The sequence below is a fragment of the Enterobacter sp. RHBSTW-00975 genome (assembly GCF_013615235.1).
Lineage (GTDB): Bacteria > Pseudomonadota > Gammaproteobacteria > Enterobacterales > Enterobacteriaceae > Enterobacter > Enterobacter ludwigii.
On sequence record NZ_CP055883.1, the window covers coordinates 3,834,480 to 3,860,228 of the forward strand.

A 25,749-nucleotide genomic window follows, 5' to 3' on the forward strand; every position below is an offset into this window, starting at 1 on the left:
CTCTTTTCTCCTCAGAACCAGACTTCAGCCTGCACACCAAAATTCAGCGTATCGGTATCGCCGCTACGTGAATATCCCCCCGGACTCAGGGTGCCAGTGCTCCAGTCGTAATTTCTGTCCATCGCATCCGAGACGCCTTTATCCCATTTTGCGTAGGTGGCAAAGAAGCGCAGCTGCGGACGGCTCCAGAAACCTGAATCAAAGGTCAGGGTCGGCGCAATGGTCACCTTGGTCAGGCCACCTTTCCCTTTACCGTTTACGCCCATGTAGTTTTTATCATCCAGATATTCGTAGCCCACCTCATATTGCATGGCGAAGTTTTTGGTTATCTGATGATACGGACGGATACCCGCGACCCACATGGAACGTCCCCAGCCGTCATCGTCGTTGGTCCACCAGCGGTAGTTTTTGTCTTTCTGATAAAACGCAAAGGTCGATACTTCCACGTCACCCAGGTTGGCCATGCTGTCCAGCACGACGCGCCAGGATTGCGTATCCTCAAGGTTTGCCCAGCCCCAGCCGTTTTTACCCAGCGAATCCGCGGCGGCCAGGCCTTTGCCATACTGGAAAGCGATGCGGGAGTATCCGTTGGTCAGGCCGTAGAAGCTGTCAAAGTTGTACAGCGCCGTCACGCCGTACCCCTTCTCAGCCGAGGTAGGATGGTTTTCATTGCGGTTCATGTGGTGGCCGATAAGTTCGACGTCGAGCCCGGTGCCGCCGATCTTTTTAAACCACAGGTTAAGCGAATAGTCGTCCGGATAGCCCTGATCCCCCAGATCTACCGGATAAGCTTTGGCTTCGTCGGTGGTCGAGAAGGCATACACACCCGCATCAAAGCGCGCAAAGCCTAAGTCCAGGTTATCGAACCCGCCCCCGGTTCCGTTGTACTGAATGTACTCCCAGTCGAACTGGTGGCTGGAAAGGTTGGAGCTGCTGTAGCGTTTACCGGCCCAGAAGGTCATGTCCGGGGCAAAATCGAGATTCGTTAATTCAGCAAACCCTTCACGGAACTGGGTCTCTTTGCCGTCATCGTCAGTACAGTTCCAGTCGGCAGTACATTTGGTCTGGTGCGTCAGGTTGGCCTGAATACGTGCGACTGCACCTGAATCCGACTTCAGCGTCACCGTCGGGATCAGCTCAATTTTGGTATCTTCTTCGTTACCCAGACGCCATTTCCCGTCAGGCATCAGCCCCACCGAATCGACCCGGTTGCCATCGCTATTGGCAAGAATACCCGAGCGTAAATAGCCGTGGAGGGCGAAATCATATTTCTCATCGGCGCTGGCATAACCGCTGATGACAGTAAGAGCAATCAAGGACAGAGGTATTGATTTCATTAACGTTTGCATAGGTTCCCTTTGAATTTTTATTTTCACGGTTAAACGTGCAGGGGAAATGTAAGGATCAAATCTGGAAATGTACATCCACAAACGGAAAGCGCTTTCCATGTTTGCCGGATTGAATCACAAATTTAAGATCAAAGAGAAAATTTTTGTGAAGAATGTCACGAAATAATCTTCTGCCCATCAGGAACGGGCAGAAGCAGGGAGGCGGGGATTATTTTTCCAGCTGCATCAACTGGCGTTCATGAACCTTGAAGAAGGGGCGATAGAGCATCCATGCATTAAAAAAGGCGAACAGGCACATGCACATATTTTTCCAGCTGCCGTTCGCCGACCAGGCTGCGCCCAGCGGTGAAGGCATAGACCAGGGCAGCATGGCGACGGCTCTGTCGAGCACGCCAAGCTGGGTTAAATACCAAGCTATACAGGCATTTATCAGTGGTACAAACACAAAGGGCAGTAAAAAAACCGGGTTCATGATGACGGGGAAACCAAACAATATCGGCTCGTTAATGTTGAACAGCGACGGCAGAAGGCCAATTTTCCCGACGCTCTTCAACTGCCGGGATCGGCTTCGCATCGCCATAAAGACCAGCGGCAGCGTAGAGCCGATACCGCCAATCAGCAGATAAAAATCCCAGAATCCCTGCAGATAAATATGGGGCAGCACGGCTTCCCCGGCGGCCAGGGCCCGCTGGTTTTCAAACAGATAGGTGAGCCAGAACGGGTTCATGATGCCCGTAATGATCAGGGCGCCATGAATACCGACGAACCATAAAAGATTACATAGAAACAAGGAGATAAGCACAGCCGTAAGGGTATCGGATGCCACGATAAGCGGGCGTAACGCCTCGCCAATCAGCTGCGGCAAAATTTGTCCGGTCGTCTGCAGCATCACGGCATTCATTACGCTAATGGAGAGCATGATCACCAGCAGCGGCATCAGCAGCTGGAAACCATTTCGCGTCATCACCGGTACCTCCTCCGGTAGACGAATGCACCACCCTCTTTTGTAGAAAAACCTTATTATTTCAATAGAGTAAGCGCTTGAAATGAGCGCAGTAAAAAGCCCCATCCCGCCCAGAAAAATATTCGTTGCACCGTTATCCCGAAAGCCAATGAACAGCAAAAAGGAGAGGCAGCCGGTGAGTCCACACAGCCGTTCCGGGAGTTGATACTGCTTGGCCAGACTGGCGCTGGCACCAAACGCGACAATCAGCGCCACCAGTCCGAGCGTCAGCTCAAAGGTTGGCAACAGCATCGGACGCAGCAGCAGATAGACGTGCCCGAGGCGCGATGCACTTGAAATGGCGAACGGTGGAAACAGCAGCGGCACCATCAGGCTTCCCACAATCACAAAAGGCATGGCGAGGGAAAAGCCGTCCCGCATCGCGGTAATATGTTGATTTCTGGTGATTATATTGGCTGCTGGCGTGAGACGTTGCTCAATCAAATCCACAGCAACATTCATCAAATGAATGTTCATAACTCGACCTTAATAGTTCGTGAATAGCCGCGATGATCTCGCACATCCGGACAAAGTGAAAGATTCCCTCAGGTGATCGCGGTCACAATTACCTTATCCACCAATGGAAAGCGCTTTCCGTTTTGTTCCATGATGACTATATTCCAGCCATAAGTTCAAAGGAGACGTTATGAAAAAAATCATGTTGTGTTGTTCTGCCGGGATGTCCACCAGCCTGCTGGTGAAAAAAATGGTCGACGAAGCGCAAAAGCGTGGCCTGGAAGCGGAGATCAAAGCGTTTGGCGTGGCCGAATTCGCCGAGCAGGTCGGTCACTATCAGGTGGTGCTGCTTGGACCGCAGGTGAAGTACATGCAAAGCGATCTTCAGAAACAAGCTGATAAATACGGGATCCGTGTTGAGCCTATCAACATGATGGATTACGGCATGCAAAAAGGGGGCGCCGTTCTCGATTTCGCCCTCTCCCTGATAGATAACAAATAACGAAGGGAAAACCCATGAGCTCTCTGTACGCGAAACTTATCCAGGTCATTGAACAGAAAATTACCCCGATGGCAGGCGCCGTCGGGCAGCAGAAGTATGTGACCTCGATTCGTGACGGCTTTATCACCGCCCTGCCGTTCATGATCGTCGGTTCCTTTATGCTGGTGTTTATTTTCCCGCCCTTCTCACCCGACACGTCCTGGGGTTTCGCCCGGGCATGGCTGCAATTCTCCTTGGATCACCGTGAAGCCCTGATGCTGCCGTTCAACTTCAGCATGGGGATCATGACGATCTTCATTTCAGTCGGGATCGCCGCGAGCCTGGCCAAACATCACGATCTGGATGCCCTTACCGCCGGCATGCTGTCGCTGATGGCATTTCTGCTGGTGGCTGCGCCGTTAAAAGACGGACAGATTTCTACCGCCTATTTCTCCGGGCAAGGGATCTTCACGGCCATTCTGGTGGCTATCTACTCTACCGAGCTGTATGCCTTCCTGAAGCGTCACAATATTACCATCCGCCTGCCGCCAGAAGTGCCTACGGGCGTTGCGCGTTCGTTCGAAATTCTGATCCCGGTGCTGGCAATTGTTGTCACTCTGCACCCGCTCAACCTCTTCATTGAGGCCCAGCTCGGCATGATTATTCCGGAAGCGATTATGTCGCTGGTGAAACCGCTGGTTGCCGCCTCCGATACGCTGCCTGCCATTCTGCTCTCGGTGCTGGTGTGTCAGGTTCTGTGGTTTGCGGGCATCCACGGCGCGCTGATTGTCACCGGAATTATGAACCCGTTCTGGATGGCGAACTTGTCGGTTAACCAGGCAGCAATGGCTGCCGGTCAGGCGATCCCGCACATTTACGTTCAGGGATTCTGGGATCACTACCTGCTGATTGGCGGGGTCGGCTCCACGCTGCCGCTGGCGTTACTGCTGCTGCGCAGCAAAGCAGTGCATCTGCGTACCATTGGGCGTATGGGCGTGGTGCCGGGGATGTTTAATATCAACGAACCGATTTTATTCGGTGCCCCTATCATCATGAATCCGCTTTTTTTCCTGCCGTTCGTGCTGGTTCCGATGGTCAATGCCACCCTCGCCTACTTTGCCCTTGATTTCGACCTGGTCAGTCGCGTGGTCTCGATGACACCGTGGACAACGCCTGCCCCTATCGGCGCATCCTGGGCGGCCAACTGGAGCTTTAGCCCGGTGATCCTCTGCCTGCTGTGCATGGTGACCTCAGCGGCCATGTACTTCCCGTTCCTCAAAGCGTACGAGAAGCAACTGCTGGAACAAGAGCATGAAAATGCGGTTGAACAATCTGAAGAAGCGGCACAGTCCGCCTGATAGTGAAAACACAGAGGTTACTGATGGAATTAGAAGAACAGGTCATGGGCATTATTATCAATGCCGGTCAGTCACGCAGTCTCTGCTACGAAGCGCTTGGCTTCGCAAAAAAAGGTGACTTTGCCTCAGCCGACGCGCGAATGAAAGAGGCGGCGCACTTCGCCCGTGAAGCGCATCTGGTGCAAACCCAACTGATCGAAGCTGACGAAGGGGCAGGCAAAACCAAAATGACGCTGGTGATGGTGCACGCTCAGGATCATTTGATGACCTCGATTCTGGCGAAAGAACTGGTGACGGAGCTGATCGAGCTGTACCGCACTCGTCAGGCATAACCATTCAGGAGAGGCGCTGGCCTCTCCTTTTCGAGGAACGTATGCACTATCTTGGACTCGATATTGGCGGCACAAAAATGGAAGCCGTCCTGCTTTCGCCTCAGGGCGAATGCCTTTGGCGTGAGCGTCGTCCGACGCAAAAAGAGAGTTATGACGCCTTTATGCACCATCTGCTGGCGTTTATCGGCGAAGCGCGCGCGGTAAGTGAAGTGCCATTCAGTATCGGTATTGGCCTGCCGGGGGCCATCGACCCACAAAGCGGGCTGATTAAAAACTGCAACTGCCTGGTACTCAACGGTCACGACCTGAAGCATGATTTAGCACAGCAGCTCAATCAGCCCGTGTGGATAGCCAATGACGCAGATTGCTTCACGCTGTCTGAAGCGGTTGATGGCGCAGGCGCAGAAGCAGATACCGTCTTTGGCGTAATTGTCGGTACCGGATGCGGCGGTGGCGTGGCGGTACATAAGCGTCTGCTTCAGGGGCCAAACGCCATCGCTGGCGAATGGGGACATAACCCGTTGCCTGGCTATGCCCCCGAGACGGATGGTCCGGCGCAGCCCTGCTATTGCGGGAAACATAACTGTATCGAAACCTTTATCTCTGGCACCGGCTTTGCCCGCCGTTATCCCAGCGAACTGAGCGCGCAGGCCATCATTGAAGCGGCGGCCCAGGGAGACCTGACCGCGCGGGCCCACTGGCGACACTTTATCGACGCCTTTGCCCGCAGTCTGGCCTCGGTGATCAATATTCTTGATCCGCAGGTTATTGTCTTGGGCGGTGGGTTATCAAATGTCAGCCAGCTGTACGACGAACTTCCGGCCGCCATCAGGCCCTACATCTTCTCGGAAAGCTGCCGTACCCGTATCGTCCCGGCCCGTTACGGCGACGCCAGTGGCGTGCGTGGCGCGGCGTGGCTACCGGGTTTGCACGCCGCGCAAACGTGAAACCGCCTGTGGGGGGCGCTAAGATTCTTAAGGTGGGTTATGTTAAGATAACCAAAACCCACCACGCAGAAAATGCTATGCCAACGATTGACGATGTATCACGATTAGCCAATGTCTCACGAGCAACCGTCTCACGCGTGTTGACGGGGACGCGCGGCGTGCGCGAAGAGAGCCGTGAAGCCGTGCTGCGCGCCGTAGAAGAGCTTAATTATCGCCCAAGCTTTGCCGCGCAAAACCTGGCAAGTCAGTCATCAAGCTACGTTGGTCTGGTTCTCTCTGCGAAGGATGAAAGCAGCGGAGCACGTTTGCTGCCTGCGCTCTCCCGCGCCATGAAAGCGTTGAATAAAACGCTCATCGTGGAGTACGTAAACGATCCTGTTGAGCAGGCTGTCACCGTTGATGATCTTCAGCGCCAGTGCGTTGCTGTCGTAGTTTTTGGGCCGGTTGCGGCCGGTAGCGCAGAGAATGTTATCTCCTTCGATCGTCCCGTGGTGGATGCGAAACCTCAGGGATATGACTTTGCCTTTGCGACGGAAAGCGCCTGTCGTTACATGACGGGCAAGGGCCATCGCAATATCGCACTGGTGATTGACAGCGAACACGATGACAACAGTAAAAAGATGGTGGAAGGCTATCGCAACGTCCTGCAAAACTACTCTTTGCCGTTTAATCGCCAACTGGTGTTAACGGCGAATGAAGATGTTGAACAGGCGCTGCTGACGCTCATCAACAGCCTGAGCAAGTTTTCCGCCATTGTGGTTAAACGCGATGCCTATGCCGCTGAAGCGATGCGTCTGTTCCGGGAATTTGGCATTTCCGTTCCGCAGGAAGTATCGCTGCTGAGTCTGGAAGATTCGCCTCTGGCAACCCAGCTCTATCCACAGCTGACCTGTATCTCGTGGCCAATGGATCAGTTGCTCACTCAGTGCGTTGAGCGCATTAAAAGCCTGGTGGATGGCCGACCTGTTCGCACGTCAGAGCTCTCCCCCGTGATTGGTAAACTCACACCTCGCCAGTCGGTGATGGAAAAAAGCTAGCGGGTACGCAGCGATTGCCGGCTTAAGGGTGTGATAACACAGTAAACGTTATCCCTGTTCTGGAGCGAGATGATGAAAACCTTTCTGTTCATAAGTGCCCTCACCCTTTTCCCGGCGCTCTCCTGCTATGCCATCGCCCAGGAAACGTCCCTGCCGCTGAAAGAGCAAATTCATACCGATGAAGGTACGTTATGCATGTATGGCGATGCTTCGCGCAGTGAAAAAGTTGTGATGCAGGGCGGCAACGATTGCCCACAGAGTAAAGCGGCAAAACAGTCCTGATTGTTTTGAGGGGGTGGAGTTATTACCAGGCGGTAAGAATGTACACCCCTTATTTTTGATTAAAAGTCAGTCCTGCGACCAATTAAGATGAAGTCTGGTCATTAAGCGATAAATGAGGTCTGTACTCGTTATAGCCCTGCCGCAAGCCATTTATGATTTTCCGGGCATGAAAATATCGCTGAATCCGTGCTCACTCAGACATAACGCCCACGGCTTCCCGCTTCACTTCGGGTACTTCCATACCGCCAGACTTCTTACATCAGTTCCAGAAGATGGCGTCTTAAATAGCATCCTTAAGACAGCGTTTCAATGCAAAACCCCGGTTCGGCCTGGCGGAGGATACAGATGATGTATTTGTTAAAAAACACTTTTTTAAGGGGATGTCCTCATGTGGTTTATACAGATATAACTTACATTGTGATGTGTTAATGAATGGGGGGCAGGTCATAGGCTCTACGTTCCTTGTTGGACTATCGCGGAAACCACCGCCGACGATTGGCTACACTCTCAATTCACCGAGTAACCATTCGTGACAAGTCTCAAAGTAGTGAACTATGGTAGAACGCCTAAGCATGTTAGTAAGCACTATTGCGTAACATGCTGAAAGAACCGGAGTTTTTTCGAACGGTTCCACAAGGGGAGATTCTGGAGCGGGCGAAGGGAATCGAACCCTCGTATAGAGCTTGGGAAGCTCTCGTTCTACCATTGAACTACGCCCGCTTTGAGGTGCGTAAGGCATTATAGACCTTACGCCTCTTCATACAAGCCTCTTTGCAACTAAATGGCGATTATATAATCACTTAGCACTTTGGCTTACTGCCTGGCGCCGGAAGATAACGCTGCGGATCGATGGCTGTGGCGCGATAGCGGATCTGGAAGTGTAACTTCACCGAGTCCGTGCCGGTACTGCCCATGGTGGCTATCTTCTGCCCAGCCTTCACATTCTGCCCGTTGTTCACCAGCATCGTATCGTTGTGGGCATAGGCAGTGATGTAATCTTCCCCATGCTTAATCATGATCAGGTTACCGTAACCGCGCAGCTGGTTGCCGACGTAGACCACCTTCCCTGCCCCTGATGCATAGACTGGCGTGCCGCGCGCAGCAGCGATATCAATGCCTTTATTGCCCCCCTCAGACAAGGAGTAAGGCAACACGACCTTGCCGCTGGCAGGCCAGACCCAACAACGCTGGCCGACCGGAGGCCATGAGGACTGCGGCACCGCGTAAGACGGCGTCACTTTGGCTGTTTTGCCTTTTGAGGATTTCTTCGTTGAAGACGCGCCACCGTTAACCTTCAGTTTCTGCCCCACCTCAATGGTGTAGGGTGGAGAGATGTTATTCAGACGCGCCAGATCCTTCACGCTGGTCCCCGTTGCGCGCGAAATCCGATACAGCGTATCCCCGCGCTTAACGGTATAGACCGCACCGGAATAGCTGCCCATATCCGACGACTTGCTTCCTGAACAGCCTGCCAGTAATAGCGTCAGCGTCAGACAAAAAACGGCGGTAATGGGATTTCTCGTCAGGCTTCCTGCAAACAAAACAGATCCTCGGTCAGCGTGAATGGCGCACTATGATACCAGCCCAGACTGATATGGGTCAGCCCTTTTCCGCTCTTGAGAGCAAACGGCGCATGGAGGAATGCAGTATAATGCAGCTGCTGATGGTGCAGAGCCATCCGCATCGTTGGCACTGGAGCATCAATGAGTATTCAAGAACACGTTATTTTGGTAAATGACCAGGGAATGGTGATTGGCACTCAGGAAAAGTACGCCGCGCACACCGCCCACACCCCGCTGCACCTGGCTTTCTCATCGTGGCTTTTTAACGCCAGAGGTGAGTGTCTGGTTACCCGACGCGCCTTAAGCAAAAAAGCCTGGCCAGGGGTCTGGACCAACTCCGTTTGCGGACATCCTCAGTCAGGTGAAAAGACGGAACAGGCTATCATCCGCCGTTGCCGCTTTGAGGTTGGCGCGGAGATCGCCAATATTACCCCCATCGCCGCTGAATTCCGTTACCGTGAAGCCGATCCTTCGGGGATCGTGGAGAACGAGATTTGCCCGGTATTCGCAGCACGTGTCACCAGCGAACTGCATATTAATCACGATGAAGTGATGGAGTATGAATGGGTCGAGCTGGAAGCGTTGTTTCGCGCACTGGACGCTGCCCCCTGGAGCTTTAGCCCGTGGATGGTGCAAGAAGCGACGGTCGCCCGCGACGCGCTCAGGGCCTTCGCGGCGCAATAAAAAAGCCCCTTTAGGGGCTTTTTTTACTGTCTTAACGGCTTACTTCACCGGGCGCATCGCCGGGAACAGGATCACATCACGGATGGTGTGGCTGTTAGTGAACAGCATAACCATACGGTCGATACCAATCCCCAGACCTGCGGTTGGTGGCAGACCGTGCTCCAGCGCAGTCACATAGTCTTCGTCGAAGAACATCGCTTCGTCATCGCCCGCCGCTTTCGCGTTAACCTGATCCTGGAAGCGCTGAGCCTGATCTTCTGCATCGTTCAGCTCGCTAAAGCCGTTGCCGATTTCGCGGCCACCGATGAAGAACTCAAAGCGGTCAGTGATTTCCGGGTTCACATCATTACGACGTGCCAGCGGAGAAACTTCTGCCGGGTATTCGGTGATGAAGGTCGGCTGAATCAGGTGCGCTTCGGCCACTTCTTCGAAGATCTCGGTCACGATACGGCCCAGACCCCAGCTCTTCTCAACGTTGATACCGATGCTTTCCGCGATCGCTTTCGCAGAGTCGAAGTTATCCAGATCGGCCATGTTGGTTTCTGGACGGTATTTCATGATCGCTTCGCGCATGGTCAGTTTTTCGAACGGCTTGCCGAAGTCGAAGACTTCTTCACCGTAAGGCACTTTAGTGGTGCCCAGAATGTCCTGCGCCAGGGTACGGAACAGTGATTCGGTCAGCTCGATCAGATCTTTATAATCCGCATACGCCATATAGAGTTCCATCATGGTGAACTCTGGGTTATGACGCACGGAGATGCCTTCGTTACGGAAGTTACGGTTGATTTCGAACACGCGGTCAAAACCACCGACGACCAGACGTTTCAGGTACAGTTCCGGCGCGATACGCAGGTACATGTCCAGATCGAGGGCGTTGTGATGGGTGATGAACGGACGTGCAGACGCACCGCCTGGGATCACCTGCATCATTGGGGTTTCCACTTCCATAAAGTCGCGGTTAACCATGAACTGGCGGATACCGGCCATGATCTGAGAGCGAATCTTGAAGGTCTTACGGGATTCATCGTTGGAGATGAGATCCAGGTAACGCTGACGGTAGCGCGCTTCCTGATCCTGCAGGCCATGGAATTTGTCCGGCAGCGGGCGCAGGGCTTTGGTCAGCAGACGCAGTTCGGTGCAGTGGATAGACAGCTCACCGGTCTTGGTTTTGAACAGCTTACCTTTCGCCCCCAGGATATCGCCCAGGTCCCACTTCTTGAACTGCTCGTTGTAGATGCCTTCCGGCAGGTCGTCACGGGAGACGTACAGCTGAATACGGCCGCCAACGTCCTGCAGCGTCACGAAGGAGGCTTTACCCATGATACGACGGGTCATCATGCGGCCAGCAACGGCCACTTCGATGTTCAGCGCTTCCAGCTCTTCGTTCTCTTTACCGTCGAAGTCAGCGTGCAGTTGGTCTGAGGTATGGTCACGACGAAAATCGTTCGGGAACGGCACGCCCTGCTCGCGCAGTGCTGCCAGCTTCTCGCGGCGGGTTTTCAGTTCGTTATTAAGATCGACTACCGCGTCAGCGCCCTGTGCTTGTTGTTCAGACATGTTGGTTCCTCATAACCCTGCTTTCAAACTTGCTTCGATAAATTGGTCCAGGCTGCCGTCCAGCACCGCCTGCGTGTTACGGGTTTCAACCCCGGTACGCAGGTCTTTGATGCGGGAGTCATCAAGGACGTAAGAACGGATCTGGCTGCCCCAACCGATGTCAGATTTGTTATCTTCCATCGCCTGTTTCTCAGCATTTTTCTTCTGCATCTCCAGCTCATAAAGCTTCGCTTTCATCTGCTTCATGGCCTGGTCTTTGTTCTTATGCTGGGAACGGTCGTTCTGGCATTGCGTCACCAGCCCGGTTGGAATGTGGGTGATACGCACCGCAGATTCCGTACGGTTAACGTGCTGACCACCCGCGCCGGATGCGCGGTAAACGTCGATACGCAGATCCGCCGGGTTAATTTCGATATCGATATCTTCGTCAACTTCCGGATAGACAAACGCGGAGCTGAAGGAGGTGTGACGACGGCCGCCGGAGTCGAACGGGCTCTTACGCACCAGGCGGTGAACCCCCGTCTCGGTACGCAGCCAGCCGTAGGCGTAATCGCCAATAATCTTGATGGTGACAGATTTAATACCGGCCACTTCACCTTCAGACTCTTCGATGATTTCGGTTTTGAAGCCGCGGGCTTCCGCCCAGCGCAGATACATGCGCATCAGCATGCTGGCCCAGTCCTGGGCTTCGGTACCGCCAGAACCTGCCTGAATATCGAGATAGCAGTCAGCGTTATCGTATTCACCGGAGAACATGCGACGGAATTCAAGCTGTGCCAGCTTCTCTTCGAGCACGTCGAGTTCAGCCACGGCTTCGTTAAAGGTTTCTTCGTCGTCAGCTTCGACGGCCAGCTCCAGTAAACCGGAAACATCTTCCAGCCCCTGAGCCATTTGATCCAGCGTATCTACGATAGCTTCGAGAGAGGAACGCTCTTTACCCAGCGCCTGCGCGCGTTCAGGTTCGTTCCAGACGTCCGGCTGTTCCAGCTCGGCGTTTACTTCTTCAAGACGCTCTTTCTTGGCATCGTAGTCAAAGATACCCCCTAAGAACGTCAGAGCGCTCCGTGAGGTCCTGAATACGGTTTTTTACCGGATTAATTTCAAACATGGTCTGTTTTCTTTTATGGACTTGTCAAAATGCGGTGATAAGAGCGGGATTGTACCGAATCCACGCCCTTTTTTATAGAGATTACTGCCGCTAAATTGGCCAGATATTGTCGATGATGATCTGAAGGGTGCGGTTACCGCGGAACTCGTTTATATCCAGTTTGTATGCCAGCTCAACTTCGCGCACGCCGTTGTCCGGCCAGACAGCGGTATCGACGTTAAAGGCAATACCGTCCAACAGCGGGCCACCGCCTACAGGCTCGACCATCACTTTCAGATGGCGCTCACCAACAATGCGCTGTTGCAGCAGACGGAAGCGGCCATCGAACAGGGGTTCCGGGAACATCTGCCCCCACGGCCCTGCATCCCGGAGCATCTGTGCCACTTCCATCGTCATCTCAACCGGCGTGAGTTCACCGTCGGAAACCACTTCGCCCTGCAGCAGGGCCGGGTCAATCCAGTCGGTGACCAGCTCGCCGAACAGACGCTGGAACTCGTCGAACTTCGCCTCTTCCAGCGACAAACCTGCCGCCATGGCATGGCCGCCGAACTTGAGCATCAAACCCGGGTAGAGGGTATCCAGACGCTCCAGCGCATCGCGCATGTGCAGCCCCTGAATCGAACGCCCGGAGCCTTTGAGGGTGCCATCGCCAGCCGGTGCAAACGCAATGACCGGGCGGTGGAAACGCTCTTTAATACGCGAAGCCAGAATGCCCACCACGCCCTGATGCCACTCAGGGTGATACATCGCCAGGCCGCCCGGCAGCGTATCGCCGCTGCGTTCCAGTTTTTCGCACAGGGTCAGCGCTTCAACCTGCATTCCCTGTTCAATTTCTTTACGGGTCTGGTTCAGGGCGTCCAGCTCATTAGCCAGCACGCGCGCTTCACCAATGTTGTCGCACAGCAGCAACGCGACGCCAACGGACATGTCGTCCAGTCTGCCGGCCGCGTTCAGGCGAGGCCCCAGGGCGAAGCCCAGATCGCTTGCCGCCAGCTTGAGCGGATCGCGGTTAGCAATCTCAAGCAGCGCTTTGATACCGGGACGGCATTTGCCCGCCCGGATGCGGCTTAAGCCCTGCCAGGTCAGAATACGGTTATTGGTATCGAGCGGCACCACGTCTGCGACGGTCCCCAGTGCGACCAGGTCGAGATACTCGGCCAGGTTCGGCACGGCAATACCGCGGGCGTCGAACCAGCCCTTATCACGCAGCAGCGTGCGTAACGCCAGCATCAGATAAAATGCCACGCCGACGCCTGCGAGTGATTTCGACGGGAAATCGCAGTCGCGCAGGTTCGGGTTGATGATCGCTTCCGCGGCAGGCAGCGTTTCACCCGGCAGGTGGTGATCGGTAACCAGCACCGGGATCCCCAGCTGATGCGCATGATCGACGCCCGCATGGGAAGAGATCCCGTTGTCTACGGTCAGGATAAGCTGTGCGCCGCGGGCATGGGCCTGATCGACCACTTCCGGGCTGAGGCCGTAACCATCTTCAAACCGGTTCGGCACCAGATATGTCACGTTGTCGCAGCCCAGCGCGCGCAGGCTCAGCACGCTCAGCGCGGTACTGGTTGCGCCATCAGCATCAAAATCCCCCACCACCACAATGCGCGTACCTTCACACAGCGCGTTGTAGAGAATTTCTGTGGCTTTTTCGATGCCGTTTAACTGCTGCCATGGCAACATCCCTTTAACGCTGCGCTCAAGGTCGGCAGCGGTACGCACGCCACGGCTGGCGTAAAGCCGCTTTAACAGCGGCGGGAGGTCGTCAGGCAAATCAGCATGTTCAACCGCCTCGCGGCGGCGCAGTTTTATTGGGGCTTTCACGCGAATTATTTACCACCAAACTGTTTCTGGTGCGCGTCGAGGAACTCTTTCATCTCTTTAGGCCCCTGATAACCCGGAACAACATAGCCGTTGCTCAGGACAATCGCTGGCGTACCGTTCACGCCAAACTGCACACCCAGCGCGTAGTGGTTAGCGATATCAATGTCGCAGGATGCAGGCTGCACGCCTTTGCCATTCATCGCGTCATCAAAGGCTTTGTTGCGGTCTTTCGCACACCAGATAGCTTTCATATCCTGCTCTGGCTTGCTCTCAACGCCCGCGCGCGGGAAGGCCAGATAACGCACGGTGATCCCCAGCGCGTTGTAATCTTTCATTTCTTCATGCAGCTTATGGCAGTAGCCACAGGTGATGTCGGTGAAGACGGTAATGACGTGTTTTTCCTGCGCCGCTTTATAAACGATCATCTCTTTTTCGAGCGCGTTCAGGTTTTTCATCAGCAGCTGGTTGGTTACGTTGACCGGCTGTGCACCGCTCACGTCGTACATTGGCCCCTGAATAATGTGTTTTCCGTCTTCGGTCACGTACAGCACGCCGCTGTTCGTCAGAACCGTTTTCATGCCGGCAACCGGTGCAGACTGGATATCACTGCTGGTGACGCCAAGCTTCGCCAGAGACTGTTTGATAGCGGCGTCATCCGCATGGGCAAAACCGGTAAATGAGGCTGCCAGCAGGGTGAACAGCGCGAAAGACTTTTTCATATAAGATCCTAATTCGTCGGCACTCACGCTCGTGGGTGGTGCTGTTGGTGTAGCTGCCGCAGCCGTTCCGTCGCGACATGGGTATAAATTTGGGTCGTGGAAAGATCGCTGTGTCCCAGCAGCATCTGCACCACGCGCAGGTCGGCGCCGTGGTTCAGCAGATGCGTCGCAAAGGCATGACGCAAAACGTGTGGCGAAAGCTTTTCACTGTCGATACCCGCCAGTGTGGCGTAATGTTTGATGCGATGCCAGAACGTTTGCCGCGTCATCTGTTGTGCGCGCTGGCTGGGAAACAAGACGTCGATTGAAGCGCCATTAAGCAACCATGGACGACCGTGCTCCAGATACGTTTCCAGCCAGTACACCGCCTCTTCACCCAGCGGCACCAGCCTTTCCTTGTTTCCTTTACCGATTACGCGAACCACGCCCTGACGAAGGCTAATGTCGCTCATCGTCAGGCCGACCAGTTCAGAAACACGCAAACCGGTAGCATACAATAGCTCAAGCATGGCTTTATCGCGTAACTCCAGCGGCAGGTCAACTGCGGGTGACTGTAATAATCTCTCAACTTGTTCTTCGCTGAGATCTTTCGGCAGCCGCTGCGGGAGTTTCGGGGAGGCCAGGAGCGCGCTGGGATCGTCTTCGCGAATTTTTTCACGGTTGAGGTGCTGGAACAGCCGACGCATTGCGCTGAGCAAACGTGCGGAACTGGTGGCCTTGTAGCCCCCTTCCATCCGCTCGCCCAGCAGCGCCTGCAGGTCGTCGCTTTGTGCGTTCGCCAGCGACAGCCCGCGGTGCGCCAGCCACTCCACCAGCATGGTGAGATCGCGCCGGTAGGCACTGAGCGTATTCTCGGCCAGGTTCTTCTCCAGCCACAGTGCATCGAGAAACTGTTCGATGAGTGCGAGATCCTTTTCCACATCAGCCCCTTTGATTCTGCAGTCAGGCCATTATGCCTGATTGCGATCGGTTTCTGGTACACTACGCGCAAAGTCAAAGCAAGAATTGAGATAGTCACGCGATGAATATTGGTCTGTTCTATGGTTCCAGCACCTGCTACACCGAAATGGCGGCAGAGAAAATTCGGGACATCATTGGCCCGGAACTGGTGACGTTGCATAACCTGAAAGATGACGCGCTTACGCTGATGGAGCAGTACGACGTGCTGATCCTCGGCATCCCGACCTGGGATTTCGGCGAAATACAGGAAGACTGGGAAGCCATCTGGGACCAGCTTGATACGCTTAACCTCGACGGCAAAATCATTGCCATGTACGGCATGGGAGATCAGCTGGGTTACGGTGAGTGGTTCCTGGACGCACTCGGCATGCTGCACGACAAACTGGCACCGAAGGACGTCACGTTTATCGGTTACTGGCCAACCGAAGGGTACGAGTTCACCAGTAAGAAACCGATTATTGCCGATGGGCAGCTGTTTGTCGGGCTGGCACTGGATGAAACCAACCAGTACGATCTCAGCGATGAGCGCCTGCAAAGCTGGTGTGAGCAGATTCTGGGCGAAATGGCAGAACAGTTCAGCTAACGCGAATTACTCCTGCGTCAGCTGCTGTAATAACATCCGACGCAGGTCCCGCCACTCAGCGCTATCCATACTGTCCGCGGCCAGCCACAGATGCTGGCGACGCCCGCTGTCCACGCTACGTAGCCGCAGCATCATGCCGGAAGCGATCATCCAGGGCATACCGAGAATTTCCCACTCTTTTCCCTGCCAGCGCAGGCGGGAATCCATCAGTAATTTGATCTCCCCCTGACGGGCATGAATGCGGCGCTGGCTGCGCACGCTGTCAAACACCACAAACGACAGCAACAGCAGCCACAGAGGCGTATAGCTAAGCGGCCACGGCATCAGTAACACAAAGGCCGCGACCAGGCCGTGGAGCAACAACGACATCCACTGCGAGCGCCACGAGACGCGAAGGTCAGATTGCCACAGGACCACGTTCCTGATTCCGTGTTTGAATTAATTGCACCATCCGTTGCAACTCGGTGTCGGCGGGTTTGCCGTGATTCATCAGCCAGTTAAATAAATCAGGATCGTCAGACTCAAGCAGGCGAACAAACAGACGCTTATCATCATCGCTTAAGCTGTCATACTCATATTCGAAGAAAGGCATGATGGAAATATCAAGTTCACGCATGCCGCGACGGCACGCCCAGTGAATACGGGCCTTGTTGTTAATATCCATGTTCTGTTTCCTGCATTACGTTTGGCACAGTCGGCACCCCGTCCAGTGTTCTTAATTTCTCTGCGGGGACACCAGCTAGTGTAACGTGTTTTTGACCGTTTCTTTACTGGAATATTGCGAACCACGAGCGCGCTTCCACAATAAACCCTATAAAGACAGCGGATTACACTATTTTGCGTGGCGCTACGCATAACCGGGTTATGGCACAAATGGCCTGTTGAAAGCGCTTGCAATGCCAGCAGGCTCTTTTACCATTAGGCATTATCAAAGCGTTAAGCAATTCAGGATATCGTTATGGCCTTTACACCATTTTCTCCTCGCCAGCCCGCCGCCTCTGCGCGTCTGCCGCTGACGCTTATTACTCTTGATGACTGGGCGCTGGCGACACTCACCGGTGCAGACAGCGAAAAATACCTGCAGGGCCAGGTAACCGCCGACGTCAGCCAGATGGACGAACACCAGCATCTGCTGGTCGCACACTGCGATCCAAAAGGGAAGATGTGGAGCAACCTGCGCCTCTTCCGTCGTCAGGAGGGTTTTGCCTTTATTGAGCGCCGCAGCCTGCGGGACGCGCAGCTCACCGAGCTGAAAAAATACGCGGTCTTCTCAAAAGTCACTATCGCCGCGGATGATGAACACGTTCTGCTGGGCGTGGCAGGCTTCCAGGCCCGTGCGGCGCTGAAAAATCTGTTCAGTGAACTCCCGGATGCCCAGAAACAGGTCGTCAGCGAAGGCGCAACGTCTATTCTGTGGTTTGAACACCCGGCGGAACGCTTTCTGTTAGTCACGGATACCGCGACCGCCGAACGCGTCACCGAGGCGCTGCGTGGTGAAGCCCAGTTTAATAACAGCCAACAGTGGCTGGCGCTGAACATTGAAGCCGGTCTGCCGGTGATTGACGCCGCAAACAGCGGGCAGTTCATTCCTCAGGCCACCAACCTGCAGGCGCTGGGTGGCATTAGCTTTAAGAAAGGGTGCTATACCGGCCAGGAGATGGTGGCACGCGCCAAATTCCGCGGAGCCAACAAACGCGCACTGTGGACCCTGGCGGGCCACGCCAGCCGCGTGCCTGACGCTGGTGAAGATTTAGAGCTGAAGATGGGCGAGAACTGGCGCCGTACCGGCACGGTGTTAGCCGCAGTTCAACTGGATGATGGCCGCCTTCTGGTGCAGGCCGTCATGAACAACGATATGGAAGCCGACAGCGTGTTCCGCGTGCGTGACGATGCTAATACACTGAGCATTGAGCCACTGCCGTATTCGCTGGAAGAGTAAGGCGTCATTGCCCGGCGACGAGATAAAAAAACGGTAACCTGACGGTTACCGTTTTTTTTTGCTTACTCTCACGAAGAGAGGGCGAAGGCAAGAAGATCAACGTTCTGAAATTAAACCTGCCCCACATAGAGATAAATCGCTAAAAAGTGGCACACGCTACCGCCCAGCACAAACCCATGCCAGATAGCATGATTGTACGGGATACGCTTGCAAACATAGAAAATGACGCCCAGCGAGTAGACGATGCCCCCAACGGCCAGAAGCGTCACGCCCCCTACCGCCAGCTTGATCGCCAGTTGATAAACCACAATCAGCGAAAGCCAGCCCATCGTGAGATAGGTCACCAGCGACAGCACCTTAAACCGGTGGGCAATGGTCAGCTTAAACAGGATCCCCAGCAGCGCCAGGCTCCAGATAACAATCATCAGGCCACGCGACAGCGGCGAGTTAAGACCCACCAGCAGGAAAGGCGTGTAGGTACCTGCAATAAGAAGATAGATAGCGCAGTGGTCGAATTTCTTGAGCCAGATCTTGGCCCGTTGATGCGGGATAGCGTGGTACAGCGTCGACGCCAGGAACAGCAGGATCATACTCCCGCCATACAGACTGTAGCTGGTAATGGCCATTGCGCTGGCATTCGTATCCACCGCCTGCACCAGCAATAACACTAAACCGACAATCCCAAAAACCAGGCCAATACCGTGGCTAATACTGTTGGCTATTTCCTCAGCCAGCGAATATCCCTGTGCAATTAATGGTCTGCTCACCATACAAAACTCCGGGAAAACTTACGATGAATATTCATCACCTGTCTATGCTAACTGAGAATGATTCCAGTGAACACCTGTTAGCCAAAATAATTTCACAAACATAATTTTTATCTATAAATCATGAACATAAACAAATTATTCACCTAACATTTGTTCACATTAAAATTTAATCATTAAGAATCAAGGGCATAAAATTGGATCCTGCCGACTTGCTGCATGTTATGATGGATAAAGGATGTCTGAATGAGAGTTTCGCCATTGTGAGTATGTTCACCCACGCCGCCATTGCCAGTCTCAATAATCTGGAAATGATGGTCTACAACTATGTCATTAAAAATCGTGACAAAGTCATGTACATGACCATCCGCGAGCTGGCGGATGCGGCTGGCGTCTCAACGACCACTATCCTGCGCTTTTGCCGCAAACTCAACTGCGAAGGCTACTCTGAATTCCGCGTGCGCTTTAAGCTCTATTTAGAGCAGAACGAACCTCAGCAGGCAAATTTTGGTGCCAGTGAAATTATCAGCTTCTTTAAAGGCGTTAATAACGAAGAGTTCGATGCTTTATTAGATGAGGCGGTCGATATTATTTTATCTTCCGAACGTATTATATTTGTCGGCGCGGGCACGTCTGGCTCGCTGGCAAAATATGGCGCACGCTTCTTTTCGAATATCGGTAAATTCAGCAACCACATCGACGATCCTTATTTCCCGGTCACCAATGATATGGCTAAAAACGCGCTGGCGATTGTGCTGTCGGTATCCGGTGAAACCGAAGAAATCCTGCGCTTTGCCAGCCAGTTTAGCCTGCATCGCTGCAAAGTGCTCTCCATTACCAGCCACGAGCACTCGCGCCTGGCAAAGCTCGCGGACTTTAACCTCTCCTGGCATGTCCCTCAGACGCGGATAGGCGGCGTGTACGATATCACCACACAAATACCCGTCATCTATATTCTCGAATCGCTTGGCCGGAAACTGGCGAAGAAACTGACAGAATAAAACACCCTGTTTTTTCGATGTGACAAATTACATTTTCAGCGAATTGTTATATTGTGACATTTAATTCCGCTTTGCTAGACTCGAACGCAATATGTCATTTACTGAGAATAGCAGCGATGAAAAAACTTACCCTACCAAAAGACTTTTTATGGGGCGGCGCAGTGGCCGCTCACCAGGTTGAAGGCGGCTGGAACAAAGGCGGTAAAGGGCCGAGCATCTGCGATGTCTTAACGGGCGGTGCGCACGGCGTGCCGCGCGAAATCACGCAGGAAGTCGTGCCGGGGAAGTACTATCCGAACCACGAAGCTATCGACTTCCATGGCCATTACAAAGAAGACATCAAACTGTTTGCTGAGATGGGCTTCAAATGTTTCCGCACCTCTATCGCCTGGACGCGTATCTTCCCAAAAGGGGATGAAACACAGCCGAATGAAGAAGGCCTGAAGTTCTACGACGACATGTTCGATGAGCTGCTGAAATACAATATTGAACCGGTCATTACCCTCTCCCACTTCGAAATGCCGCTCCACCTGGTGCAGGAGTACGGCGGCTGGACCAACCGTAAAGTGGTGGATTTCTTTGTGCGTTTCGCGGAAGTGGTGTTTGAGCGCTACAAAAATAAGGTCAAATACTGGATGACCTTTAACGAGATCAACAACCAGCGTAACTGGCGTGCGCCGCTGTTTGGCTACTGCTGCTCAGGCGTGGTTTATACCGAGCATGACAATCCGGAAGAGACCATGTACCAGGTGCTGCACCACCAGTTCGTTGCCAGCGCGCTGGCGGTGAAAGCGGCACGTCGCATTAACCCGGAAATGAAAGTCGGTTGTATGCTGGCAATGGTGGCGCTCTATCCGTTCTCCTGTAAACCAGAGGACGTGATGTTTGCACAGGAATCCATGCGAGAACGCTATGTCTTTACCGATGTCCAGCTGCGCGGTTACTACCCATCCTATGTGCTTAATGAATGGGAACGCCGTGGCTTCACCATCCATATGGAAGCGGGTGACGAGGAGATCCTGCGTGAAGGCACCTGTGACTATCTGGGCTTCAGCTATTACATGACCAACGCCGTGAAAGCGGAAGGCGGTACTGGCGATGCTATCTCAGGCTTTGAAGGCAGCGTACCGAACCCGCATGTGAAAGCCTCTGACTGGGGCTGGCAGATTGACCCGGTGGGTCTGCGCTATTCCCTGTGCGAATTGTACGAGCGTTATCAGAAACCGCTGTTTATCGTGGAAAACGGCTTTGGCGCCTACGACAAAGTAGAAGAAGACGGCAGCATCAATGATGACTACCGCATCGACTACCTGCGTGCGCACGTGGAAGAGATGATGAAAGCCGTCACGTATGATGGTGTGGATCTGATGGGTTATACCCCGTGGGGCTGCATCGACTGCGTGTCGTTCACTACCGGTCAGTACAGCAAGCGCTACGGCTTTATCTATGTGAACAAGCACGACGACGGTACCGGCGATATGTCACGCTCGCGGAAAAAGAGCTTTAACTGGTACAAAGACGTGATTGCCAGCAACGGCGAGACGCTTTAGCGCTTTTCTCCTCTCCCCGGCGGGGAGAGGAGATATTTATTTCCCACCCGCCAGTTCAATAAAACTTCCCGTCACATACGAGGCTTTCTCGCTCAGCAGCCAGACAATCGCCTGCGCCACCTCTTCCGGCTGACCGCCACGCTGCATAGGCAGCATGGATTTGACCCTATCCACCCGGCCCGGCTCCCCGCCAGATGCATGAATCTCGGTGTAAATCAGCCCGGGACGCACGCAGTTTACGCGGATCCCTTGCGCTGCCACTTCCAGCGATAATCCCGTCGTCAACGAATCAACAGCACCTTTGGACGCGGCGTAATCCACATATTCACCCGGAGCACCGAGGCGCGATGCCGCGGATGACACGTTCACGATCGCGCCGCCTTTGCCACCATGTCTGAACGACATGCGTTTTACCGCTTCGCGGCAGCAGAGGAAATAACCGGTCACGTTCGTGGCTAACACGCGGTTGATCCGTTCAGCGGAGAGGTGTTCAATCGTGGATTGTTCAAACAGGATCCCGGCGTTGTTCACCAGTGCGGTAAGCGGTCCGGCTTCACGATCGATACTGTCGAACATCGCCAGCACCTGAGCTTCATCACTGATATCTGCGCGCACGGCAAACGCGGTGCCCCCCGCGTCGGTAATCATCGTGATCACATCCGTCGCGGCTTTAATGTTGTGGTGATAGTTCACCGCCACGGTGTAGCCTTCGCGCGCCAGCTGCAGCGCGGTGGCTTTACCAATACCGCGGCTGGCGCCGGTGACCAGTGCAATTGCCATCTATGTCTCCTTATAAAAAAAGCCGGGTAGCGTTAACGCTGACCCGGCCTGTACACATTATAACCGCGGAACGATTACTGGTATTCGCTCATTGGCACACAAGAGCAGAACAGATTACGGTCACCGTAGACGTCATCGAGACGTTTCACGGTCGGCCAGTATTTGTTTGCTATGCCAGCCGGGAACACCGCCTGCTCACGGGTATAACCGTGCTCCCACCCGGAGACCAGCTCATTCTGGGTGTGCGGTGCGTTAACCAGCGGGTTATCAGCCAGCGTCCACTCACCGGCTTTCACGCGGTCGATTTCAGCGCGGATAGCCAGCATCGCGTCAATAAAGCGGTCCAGCTCAACTTTGCTTTCAGACTCGGTGGGTTCAACCATCAGCGTACCCGCCACCGGGAACGACATGGTAGGCGCATGGAATCCGTAGTCAATCAGACGCTTAGCAATATCCAGCTCGCTGATACCTGTCTCTTCTTTCAAAGGACGGATATCGAGGATGCACTCGTGCGCCACGCGACCATCACGGCCCGTGTAGAGCACCGGATACGCTTCTTTCAGACGCGTTGCGATGTAGTTAGCATTGAGGATAGCCACCTGGCTTGCCTGCTTCAGCCCTTCCGCGCCCATCATGCGGATATACATCCAGCTGATGGGCAGGATTGAGGCGCTACCGAACGGTGCCGCAGAGACCGCGCCCTGACGGGTCAACATGCCTTCAATCTGCACTACGCTGTGGCCTGGGACAAACGGCGCCAGGTGTGCTTTCACACCGATTGGGCCCATACCCGGACCACCACCGCCGTGTGGAATACAGAAAGTTTTATGCAGGTTCAGGTGCGACACATCCGCGCCGATAAAGCCCGGAGAGGTAATGCCAACCTGTGCGTTCATGTTCGCACCGTCGAGATAAACCTGACCGCCGAACTGATGGACCACTTCACACACTTCACGGATGGTCTCTTCGTACACACCGTGGGTGGACGGGTAGGTCACCATGATGCAGGAGAGTTTTTCGCCCGCCTGCTCGGCTTTCGCACGCAGATCGGCCAGGTCAATGTTGCCGTTCTTGTCGCAGGCCACCACCACCACTTCCATACCCGCCATCTGGGCAGACGCCGGGTTGGTGCCGTGCGCAGAACTTGGGATCAGGCAGATATCGCGATGCCCTTCATTGCGGCTTTCGTGATAGTGACGAATTGCCAGCAGGCCCGCGTATTCCCCCTGCGCCCCGGAGTTTGGCTGCATGCAGAGTGCATCGTAACCGGTCAGCTTCACCAGCCAGTCGGAGAGCTGGTTGATCATCAGATGGTAACCTTCGGCCTGCTCTGGTGGGCAGAACGGGTGCAGCTCGGAAAATTCAGGCCAGGTGATTGGGATCATCTCTGCCGCAGCGTTCAGCTTCATGGTGCAGGAGCCCAGCGGGATCATCGCCTGATTCAGCGCCAGGTCTTTGCGCTCCAGAGAGTGCATATAGCGCATCATCTCGGTTTCGCTGTGGTAGCGATTGAACACCGGGTGAGTCAGGATCGCATCATCACGCAGCATGCTTTCCTGGATAGAGCGGCTGTCGAGCGCGACATCTTTATCGAGCGTATCAATATCCAGGCCGTGCGCATCGCCCAGCAAGACGTTAAACAGGTTAACGATATCTTCGCGGGTAGTGCTTTCATCCAGGGTAATGCCTACCGCGTTATGGATATCGCTACGCAGGTTGATCTCTGCCGCGTCAGCACGAGCCAGCACCGCGGCTTTGTCAGCCACTTCAACGCACAGCGTGTCAAAGTAATGGGCGTGGCGCAGTTTCAGGCCTTTCTGCTGCAGACCACAGGCCAGAATATCCGCCAGACGGTGAATACGGCTGGCAATGCGTTTCAGGCCAACCGGACCGTGGAAGACAGCGTACAGGCTGGCGATATTGGCCAGCAGGACCTGCGAGGTACAGATGTTGGAGTTCGCTTTCTCACGACGAATATGCTGCTCGCGAGTCTGCATTGCCATGCGCAGCGCGGTATTACCGGCAGCATCTTTTGAAACGCCGATGATACGGCCAGGCATGGAGCGTTTGAATTCATCTTTTGCGGCAAAGAACGCCGCATGTGGGCCACCGTAGCCCATCGGGACACCAAAGCGTTGTGCAGAACCGAAAACAATATCCGCGCCCTGTTTACCTGGAGCCGTCAGCAGGACCAGCGCCATAAAATCAGCCGCGACGCTGACAACCACTTTGCGGGCTTTCAGCTCAGCAATCAGTGCGCTGTAGTCGTGAACGTCACCGGTGGTGCCGACCTGTTGCAGCAGCACGCCAAACACATCCTGATGATCGAGGACTTTGTCGGCGTCGTCGACAATCACGTCAAAACCAAAGGTTTCGGCACGGGTACGAACCACATCAAGCGTTTGCGGATGCACGTCCGCTGCCACGAAGAAGCGGTTGGCATTTTTCAGTTTGCTCACGCGCTTCGCCATTGCCATTGCTTCGGCGGCGGCGGTGGCTTCATCCAGCAGTGAAGCGGACGCGATATCCAGGCCGGTCAAATCCAGCGTAACCTGCTGGAAGTTCAGCAGCGCTTCCAGACGGCCCTGAGAAACTTCTGGCTGATACGGGGTGTAGGCGGTGTACCAGCCCGGATTTTCCAGCATATTACGCAGAATAACCGGGGGTAACTGCACGTTGGTGTAGCCCATGCCAATGTAAGACTTATAGCGCTTGTTCAGGCCGGCAATCGCCTTCAGCTCCGCCAGAGCGGCGAATTCAGTGGTGGCTTCACCCACCTGAGGCGGCGTGGCAAGCTGGATGTCTTTTGGCACAATCTGGCCGATCAGTGCATTTAATGAATCCGCGCCAACTGTCTTCAGCATCTCCTGCTGTTGCTGAGCATCCGGCCCAATGTGACGTTCAATGAAGGCGCCACGGTTTTCAAGCTGGCTTAAAGTCTGTGTCATGAGCGATGGTTCCTGAAACGTGCAGTGAATGTGTTTTCTCCCTCTCCCGGAGGGAAAGGGCTGGGGTAAGGGTGTCGTCTGTTCCCCCCACCCTACCCTCCCCCCAAAGGGGAGAGGGTTAAGGCTTACTCGTTTTCTAACAGCGCTTCGTACGCGGTGGCATCCAGCAGCGCGGCGACCTGCGATTCGTCGCTGGCTTTGATCTTGAAGATCCAGCCGCCTTCATAAGGCTCGCTGTTCACCAGCTCCGGGGAGTCGCTCAGGGCGTCGTTCACGGCAACAATTTCACCGCTTACCGGGGCGTAGATATCAGAAGCCGCTTTAACGGACTCGGCCACGGCGCAGTCATCGCCTGCTTCCACGGATGCGCCGACTTCAGGCAGGTCAACAAACACCATGTCGCCCAGCAGCTCCTGCGCATGCTCGGTGATCCCTACGGTGTAAGTGCCGTCCGCCTCTTTGCGCAGCCACTCGTGTTCTTTGCTGTATTTCAGTTCTGCTGGCACATTGCTCATTGAAGTT

The 25,749-nt window shown here is 54.4% G+C and carries 25 protein-coding genes and 1 tRNA gene; 11 read left to right on the forward strand and 15 right to left on the reverse strand.

The window, feature by feature from the left end:
• Positions 1-11: 11 nt before the first annotated feature.
• Positions 12-1,349, reverse strand: coding sequence for a carbohydrate porin (locus tag HV340_RS18410; protein ID WP_025203318.1), 1,338 nt, complete (start codon positions 1,347-1,349; stop codon positions 12-14).
• A gap of 208 nt (positions 1,350-1,557) precedes the next feature.
• Entirely contained in the window at positions 1,558-2,829 is a 1,272-nt protein-coding gene (locus HV340_RS18415) for a PTS transporter subunit EIIC (RefSeq protein ID WP_020883745.1), read from the reverse strand.
• Between the two features lie 169 nt (positions 2,830-2,998).
• Between HV340_RS18415 and HV340_RS18420 the strand changes: the two genes are divergently transcribed.
• The 6 genes from HV340_RS18420 to HV340_RS18445 all read left to right on the forward strand — a co-directional run bounded on the left by HV340_RS18420 (position 2,999) and on the right by HV340_RS18445 (position 7,245).
• Positions 2,999-3,310: a PTS sugar transporter subunit IIB gene (locus HV340_RS18420; RefSeq protein WP_014171497.1), complete on the forward strand. Its 312-nt coding sequence runs from the start codon at positions 2,999-3,001 to the stop codon at positions 3,308-3,310.
• A gap of 14 nt (positions 3,311-3,324) precedes the next feature.
• The gene (locus tag HV340_RS18425; RefSeq protein WP_014171498.1) at positions 3,325-4,647 is read left to right on the forward strand and encodes a PTS sugar transporter subunit IIC; all 1,323 of its coding nucleotides are present in this window, start codon (positions 3,325-3,327) and stop codon (positions 4,645-4,647) included.
• Positions 4,648-4,670: 23 nt separating this feature from the next.
• Positions 4,671-4,979 carry a PTS lactose/cellobiose transporter subunit IIA gene (locus tag HV340_RS18430; RefSeq protein WP_047356713.1) on the forward strand — a complete coding sequence of 103 codons (309 nt, stop codon included), beginning with the start codon at positions 4,671-4,673 and terminating at the stop codon, positions 4,977-4,979.
• Positions 4,980-5,020: 41 nt separating this feature from the next.
• Positions 5,021-5,926, forward strand: a complete 906-nt coding sequence (locus HV340_RS18435) for an ROK family protein (protein WP_181216165.1) — start codon at positions 5,021-5,023, stop codon at positions 5,924-5,926.
• A 77-nt stretch (positions 5,927-6,003) separates the two neighbouring features.
• Positions 6,004-6,963 (forward strand): LacI family DNA-binding transcriptional regulator, encoded by a 960-nt coding sequence (locus HV340_RS18440; protein WP_025203317.1) that lies wholly within the window; start codon positions 6,004-6,006, stop codon positions 6,961-6,963.
• Between the two features lie 69 nt (positions 6,964-7,032).
• Positions 7,033-7,245: a hypothetical protein gene (locus HV340_RS18445; RefSeq protein WP_181216166.1), complete on the forward strand. Its 213-nt coding sequence runs from the start codon at positions 7,033-7,035 to the stop codon at positions 7,243-7,245.
• Between the two features lie 646 nt (positions 7,246-7,891).
• On the opposite strand, the gene HV340_RS18450 is transcribed toward HV340_RS18445, so the two are convergent.
• Positions 7,892-7,965, reverse strand: a tRNA-Gly gene (locus HV340_RS18450).
• Between the two features lie 80 nt (positions 7,966-8,045).
• Positions 8,046-8,786 carry an amidase activator ActS gene (gene actS / locus HV340_RS18455; protein WP_014171504.1) on the reverse strand — a complete coding sequence of 247 codons (741 nt, stop codon included), beginning with the start codon at positions 8,784-8,786 and terminating at the stop codon, positions 8,046-8,048.
• Between the two features lie 162 nt (positions 8,787-8,948).
• On the opposite strand from actS, the gene idi reads away from it, so the two are divergent.
• Entirely contained in the window at positions 8,949-9,491 is a 543-nt protein-coding gene (gene idi / locus HV340_RS18460) for an isopentenyl-diphosphate Delta-isomerase (protein WP_014171506.1), read from the forward strand.
• 39 nt (positions 9,492-9,530) lie between these two features.
• Here the strand turns inward: idi and lysS are convergent, their stop codons facing one another.
• From lysS to xerD, 5 genes are all read right to left on the reverse strand, one after another.
• Positions 9,531-11,048: a lysine--tRNA ligase gene (gene lysS, locus HV340_RS18465; RefSeq protein ID WP_025203283.1), complete on the reverse strand. Its 1,518-nt coding sequence runs from the start codon at positions 11,046-11,048 to the stop codon at positions 9,531-9,533.
• A gap of 9 nt (positions 11,049-11,057) precedes the next feature.
• A protein-coding gene (prfB, locus tag HV340_RS18470; protein WP_096927693.1) for a peptide chain release factor 2 occupies positions 11,058-12,156 on the reverse strand; the annotation gives its coding sequence in 2 pieces (ribosomal slippage) (positions 11,058-12,080 and positions 12,082-12,156; 1,098 coding nt in all).
• Positions 12,157-12,246: 90 nt separating this feature from the next.
• Positions 12,247-13,980, reverse strand: a complete 1,734-nt coding sequence (gene recJ, locus HV340_RS18475) for a single-stranded-DNA-specific exonuclease RecJ (protein WP_044866092.1) — start codon at positions 13,978-13,980, stop codon at positions 12,247-12,249.
• A 5-nt stretch (positions 13,981-13,985) separates the two neighbouring features.
• The gene (gene dsbC / locus HV340_RS18480; protein ID WP_020883731.1) at positions 13,986-14,699 is read right to left on the reverse strand and encodes a bifunctional protein-disulfide isomerase/oxidoreductase DsbC; all 714 of its coding nucleotides are present in this window, start codon (positions 14,697-14,699) and stop codon (positions 13,986-13,988) included.
• 23 nt (positions 14,700-14,722) lie between these two features.
• Entirely contained in the window at positions 14,723-15,619 is an 897-nt protein-coding gene (gene xerD / locus HV340_RS18485) for a site-specific tyrosine recombinase XerD (protein WP_050737268.1), read from the reverse strand.
• 101 nt (positions 15,620-15,720) lie between these two features.
• Between xerD and fldB the strand changes: the two genes are divergently transcribed.
• Positions 15,721-16,242 (forward strand): flavodoxin FldB, encoded by a 522-nt coding sequence (gene fldB / locus HV340_RS18490; protein WP_059306190.1) that lies wholly within the window; start codon positions 15,721-15,723, stop codon positions 16,240-16,242.
• A gap of 6 nt (positions 16,243-16,248) precedes the next feature.
• Here the strand turns inward: fldB and HV340_RS18495 are convergent, their stop codons facing one another.
• Positions 16,249-16,659, reverse strand: coding sequence for a protein YgfX (locus HV340_RS18495; RefSeq protein WP_014171514.1), 411 nt, complete (start codon positions 16,657-16,659; stop codon positions 16,249-16,251).
• Positions 16,640-16,906, reverse strand: a complete 267-nt coding sequence (gene sdhE, locus HV340_RS18500; RefSeq protein ID WP_003863437.1) for an FAD assembly factor SdhE — start codon at positions 16,904-16,906, stop codon at positions 16,640-16,642. The genes HV340_RS18495 and sdhE overlap by 20 nt, the downstream gene beginning before the upstream one ends.
• Before the next feature lie 294 nt (positions 16,907-17,200).
• On the opposite strand from sdhE, the gene ygfZ reads away from it, so the two are divergent.
• Complete coding sequence (ygfZ, locus tag HV340_RS18505) at positions 17,201-18,181, forward strand: tRNA-modifying protein YgfZ (RefSeq protein ID WP_020883730.1); 981 nt, start codon at positions 17,201-17,203, stop codon at positions 18,179-18,181.
• Between the two features lie 110 nt (positions 18,182-18,291).
• Here the strand turns inward: ygfZ and HV340_RS18510 are convergent, their stop codons facing one another.
• Positions 18,292-18,951 carry a hemolysin III family protein gene (locus HV340_RS18510; RefSeq protein ID WP_014171517.1) on the reverse strand — a complete coding sequence of 220 codons (660 nt, stop codon included), beginning with the start codon at positions 18,949-18,951 and terminating at the stop codon, positions 18,292-18,294.
• Positions 18,952-19,217: 266 nt separating this feature from the next.
• On the opposite strand from HV340_RS18510, the gene HV340_RS18515 reads away from it, so the two are divergent.
• Both HV340_RS18515 and bglA read left to right on the forward strand, forming a co-directional pair.
• A complete protein-coding gene (locus tag HV340_RS18515) occupies positions 19,218-19,949 on the forward strand; it encodes a MurR/RpiR family transcriptional regulator (RefSeq protein WP_040018863.1) in 732 nt (243 codons plus the stop codon).
• A 116-nt stretch (positions 19,950-20,065) separates the two neighbouring features.
• Positions 20,066-21,499, forward strand: a complete 1,434-nt coding sequence (bglA, locus tag HV340_RS18520; RefSeq protein ID WP_020883728.1) for a 6-phospho-beta-glucosidase BglA — start codon at positions 20,066-20,068, stop codon at positions 21,497-21,499.
• 36 nt (positions 21,500-21,535) lie between these two features.
• On the opposite strand, the gene HV340_RS18525 is transcribed toward bglA, so the two are convergent.
• The 3 genes from HV340_RS18525 to gcvH form a co-directional block, all read right to left on the reverse strand.
• Entirely contained in the window at positions 21,536-22,279 is a 744-nt protein-coding gene (locus HV340_RS18525; RefSeq protein WP_025203278.1) for an SDR family oxidoreductase, read from the reverse strand.
• A 74-nt stretch (positions 22,280-22,353) separates the two neighbouring features.
• The gene (gene gcvP, locus HV340_RS18530; RefSeq protein ID WP_014171521.1) at positions 22,354-25,227 is read right to left on the reverse strand and encodes an aminomethyl-transferring glycine dehydrogenase; all 2,874 of its coding nucleotides are present in this window, start codon (positions 25,225-25,227) and stop codon (positions 22,354-22,356) included.
• Between the two features lie 125 nt (positions 25,228-25,352).
• Complete coding sequence (gene gcvH, locus HV340_RS18535; RefSeq protein WP_014171522.1) at positions 25,353-25,742, reverse strand: glycine cleavage system protein GcvH; 390 nt, start codon at positions 25,740-25,742, stop codon at positions 25,353-25,355.
• Between the last annotated feature and the right edge of the window lie 7 nt (positions 25,743-25,749).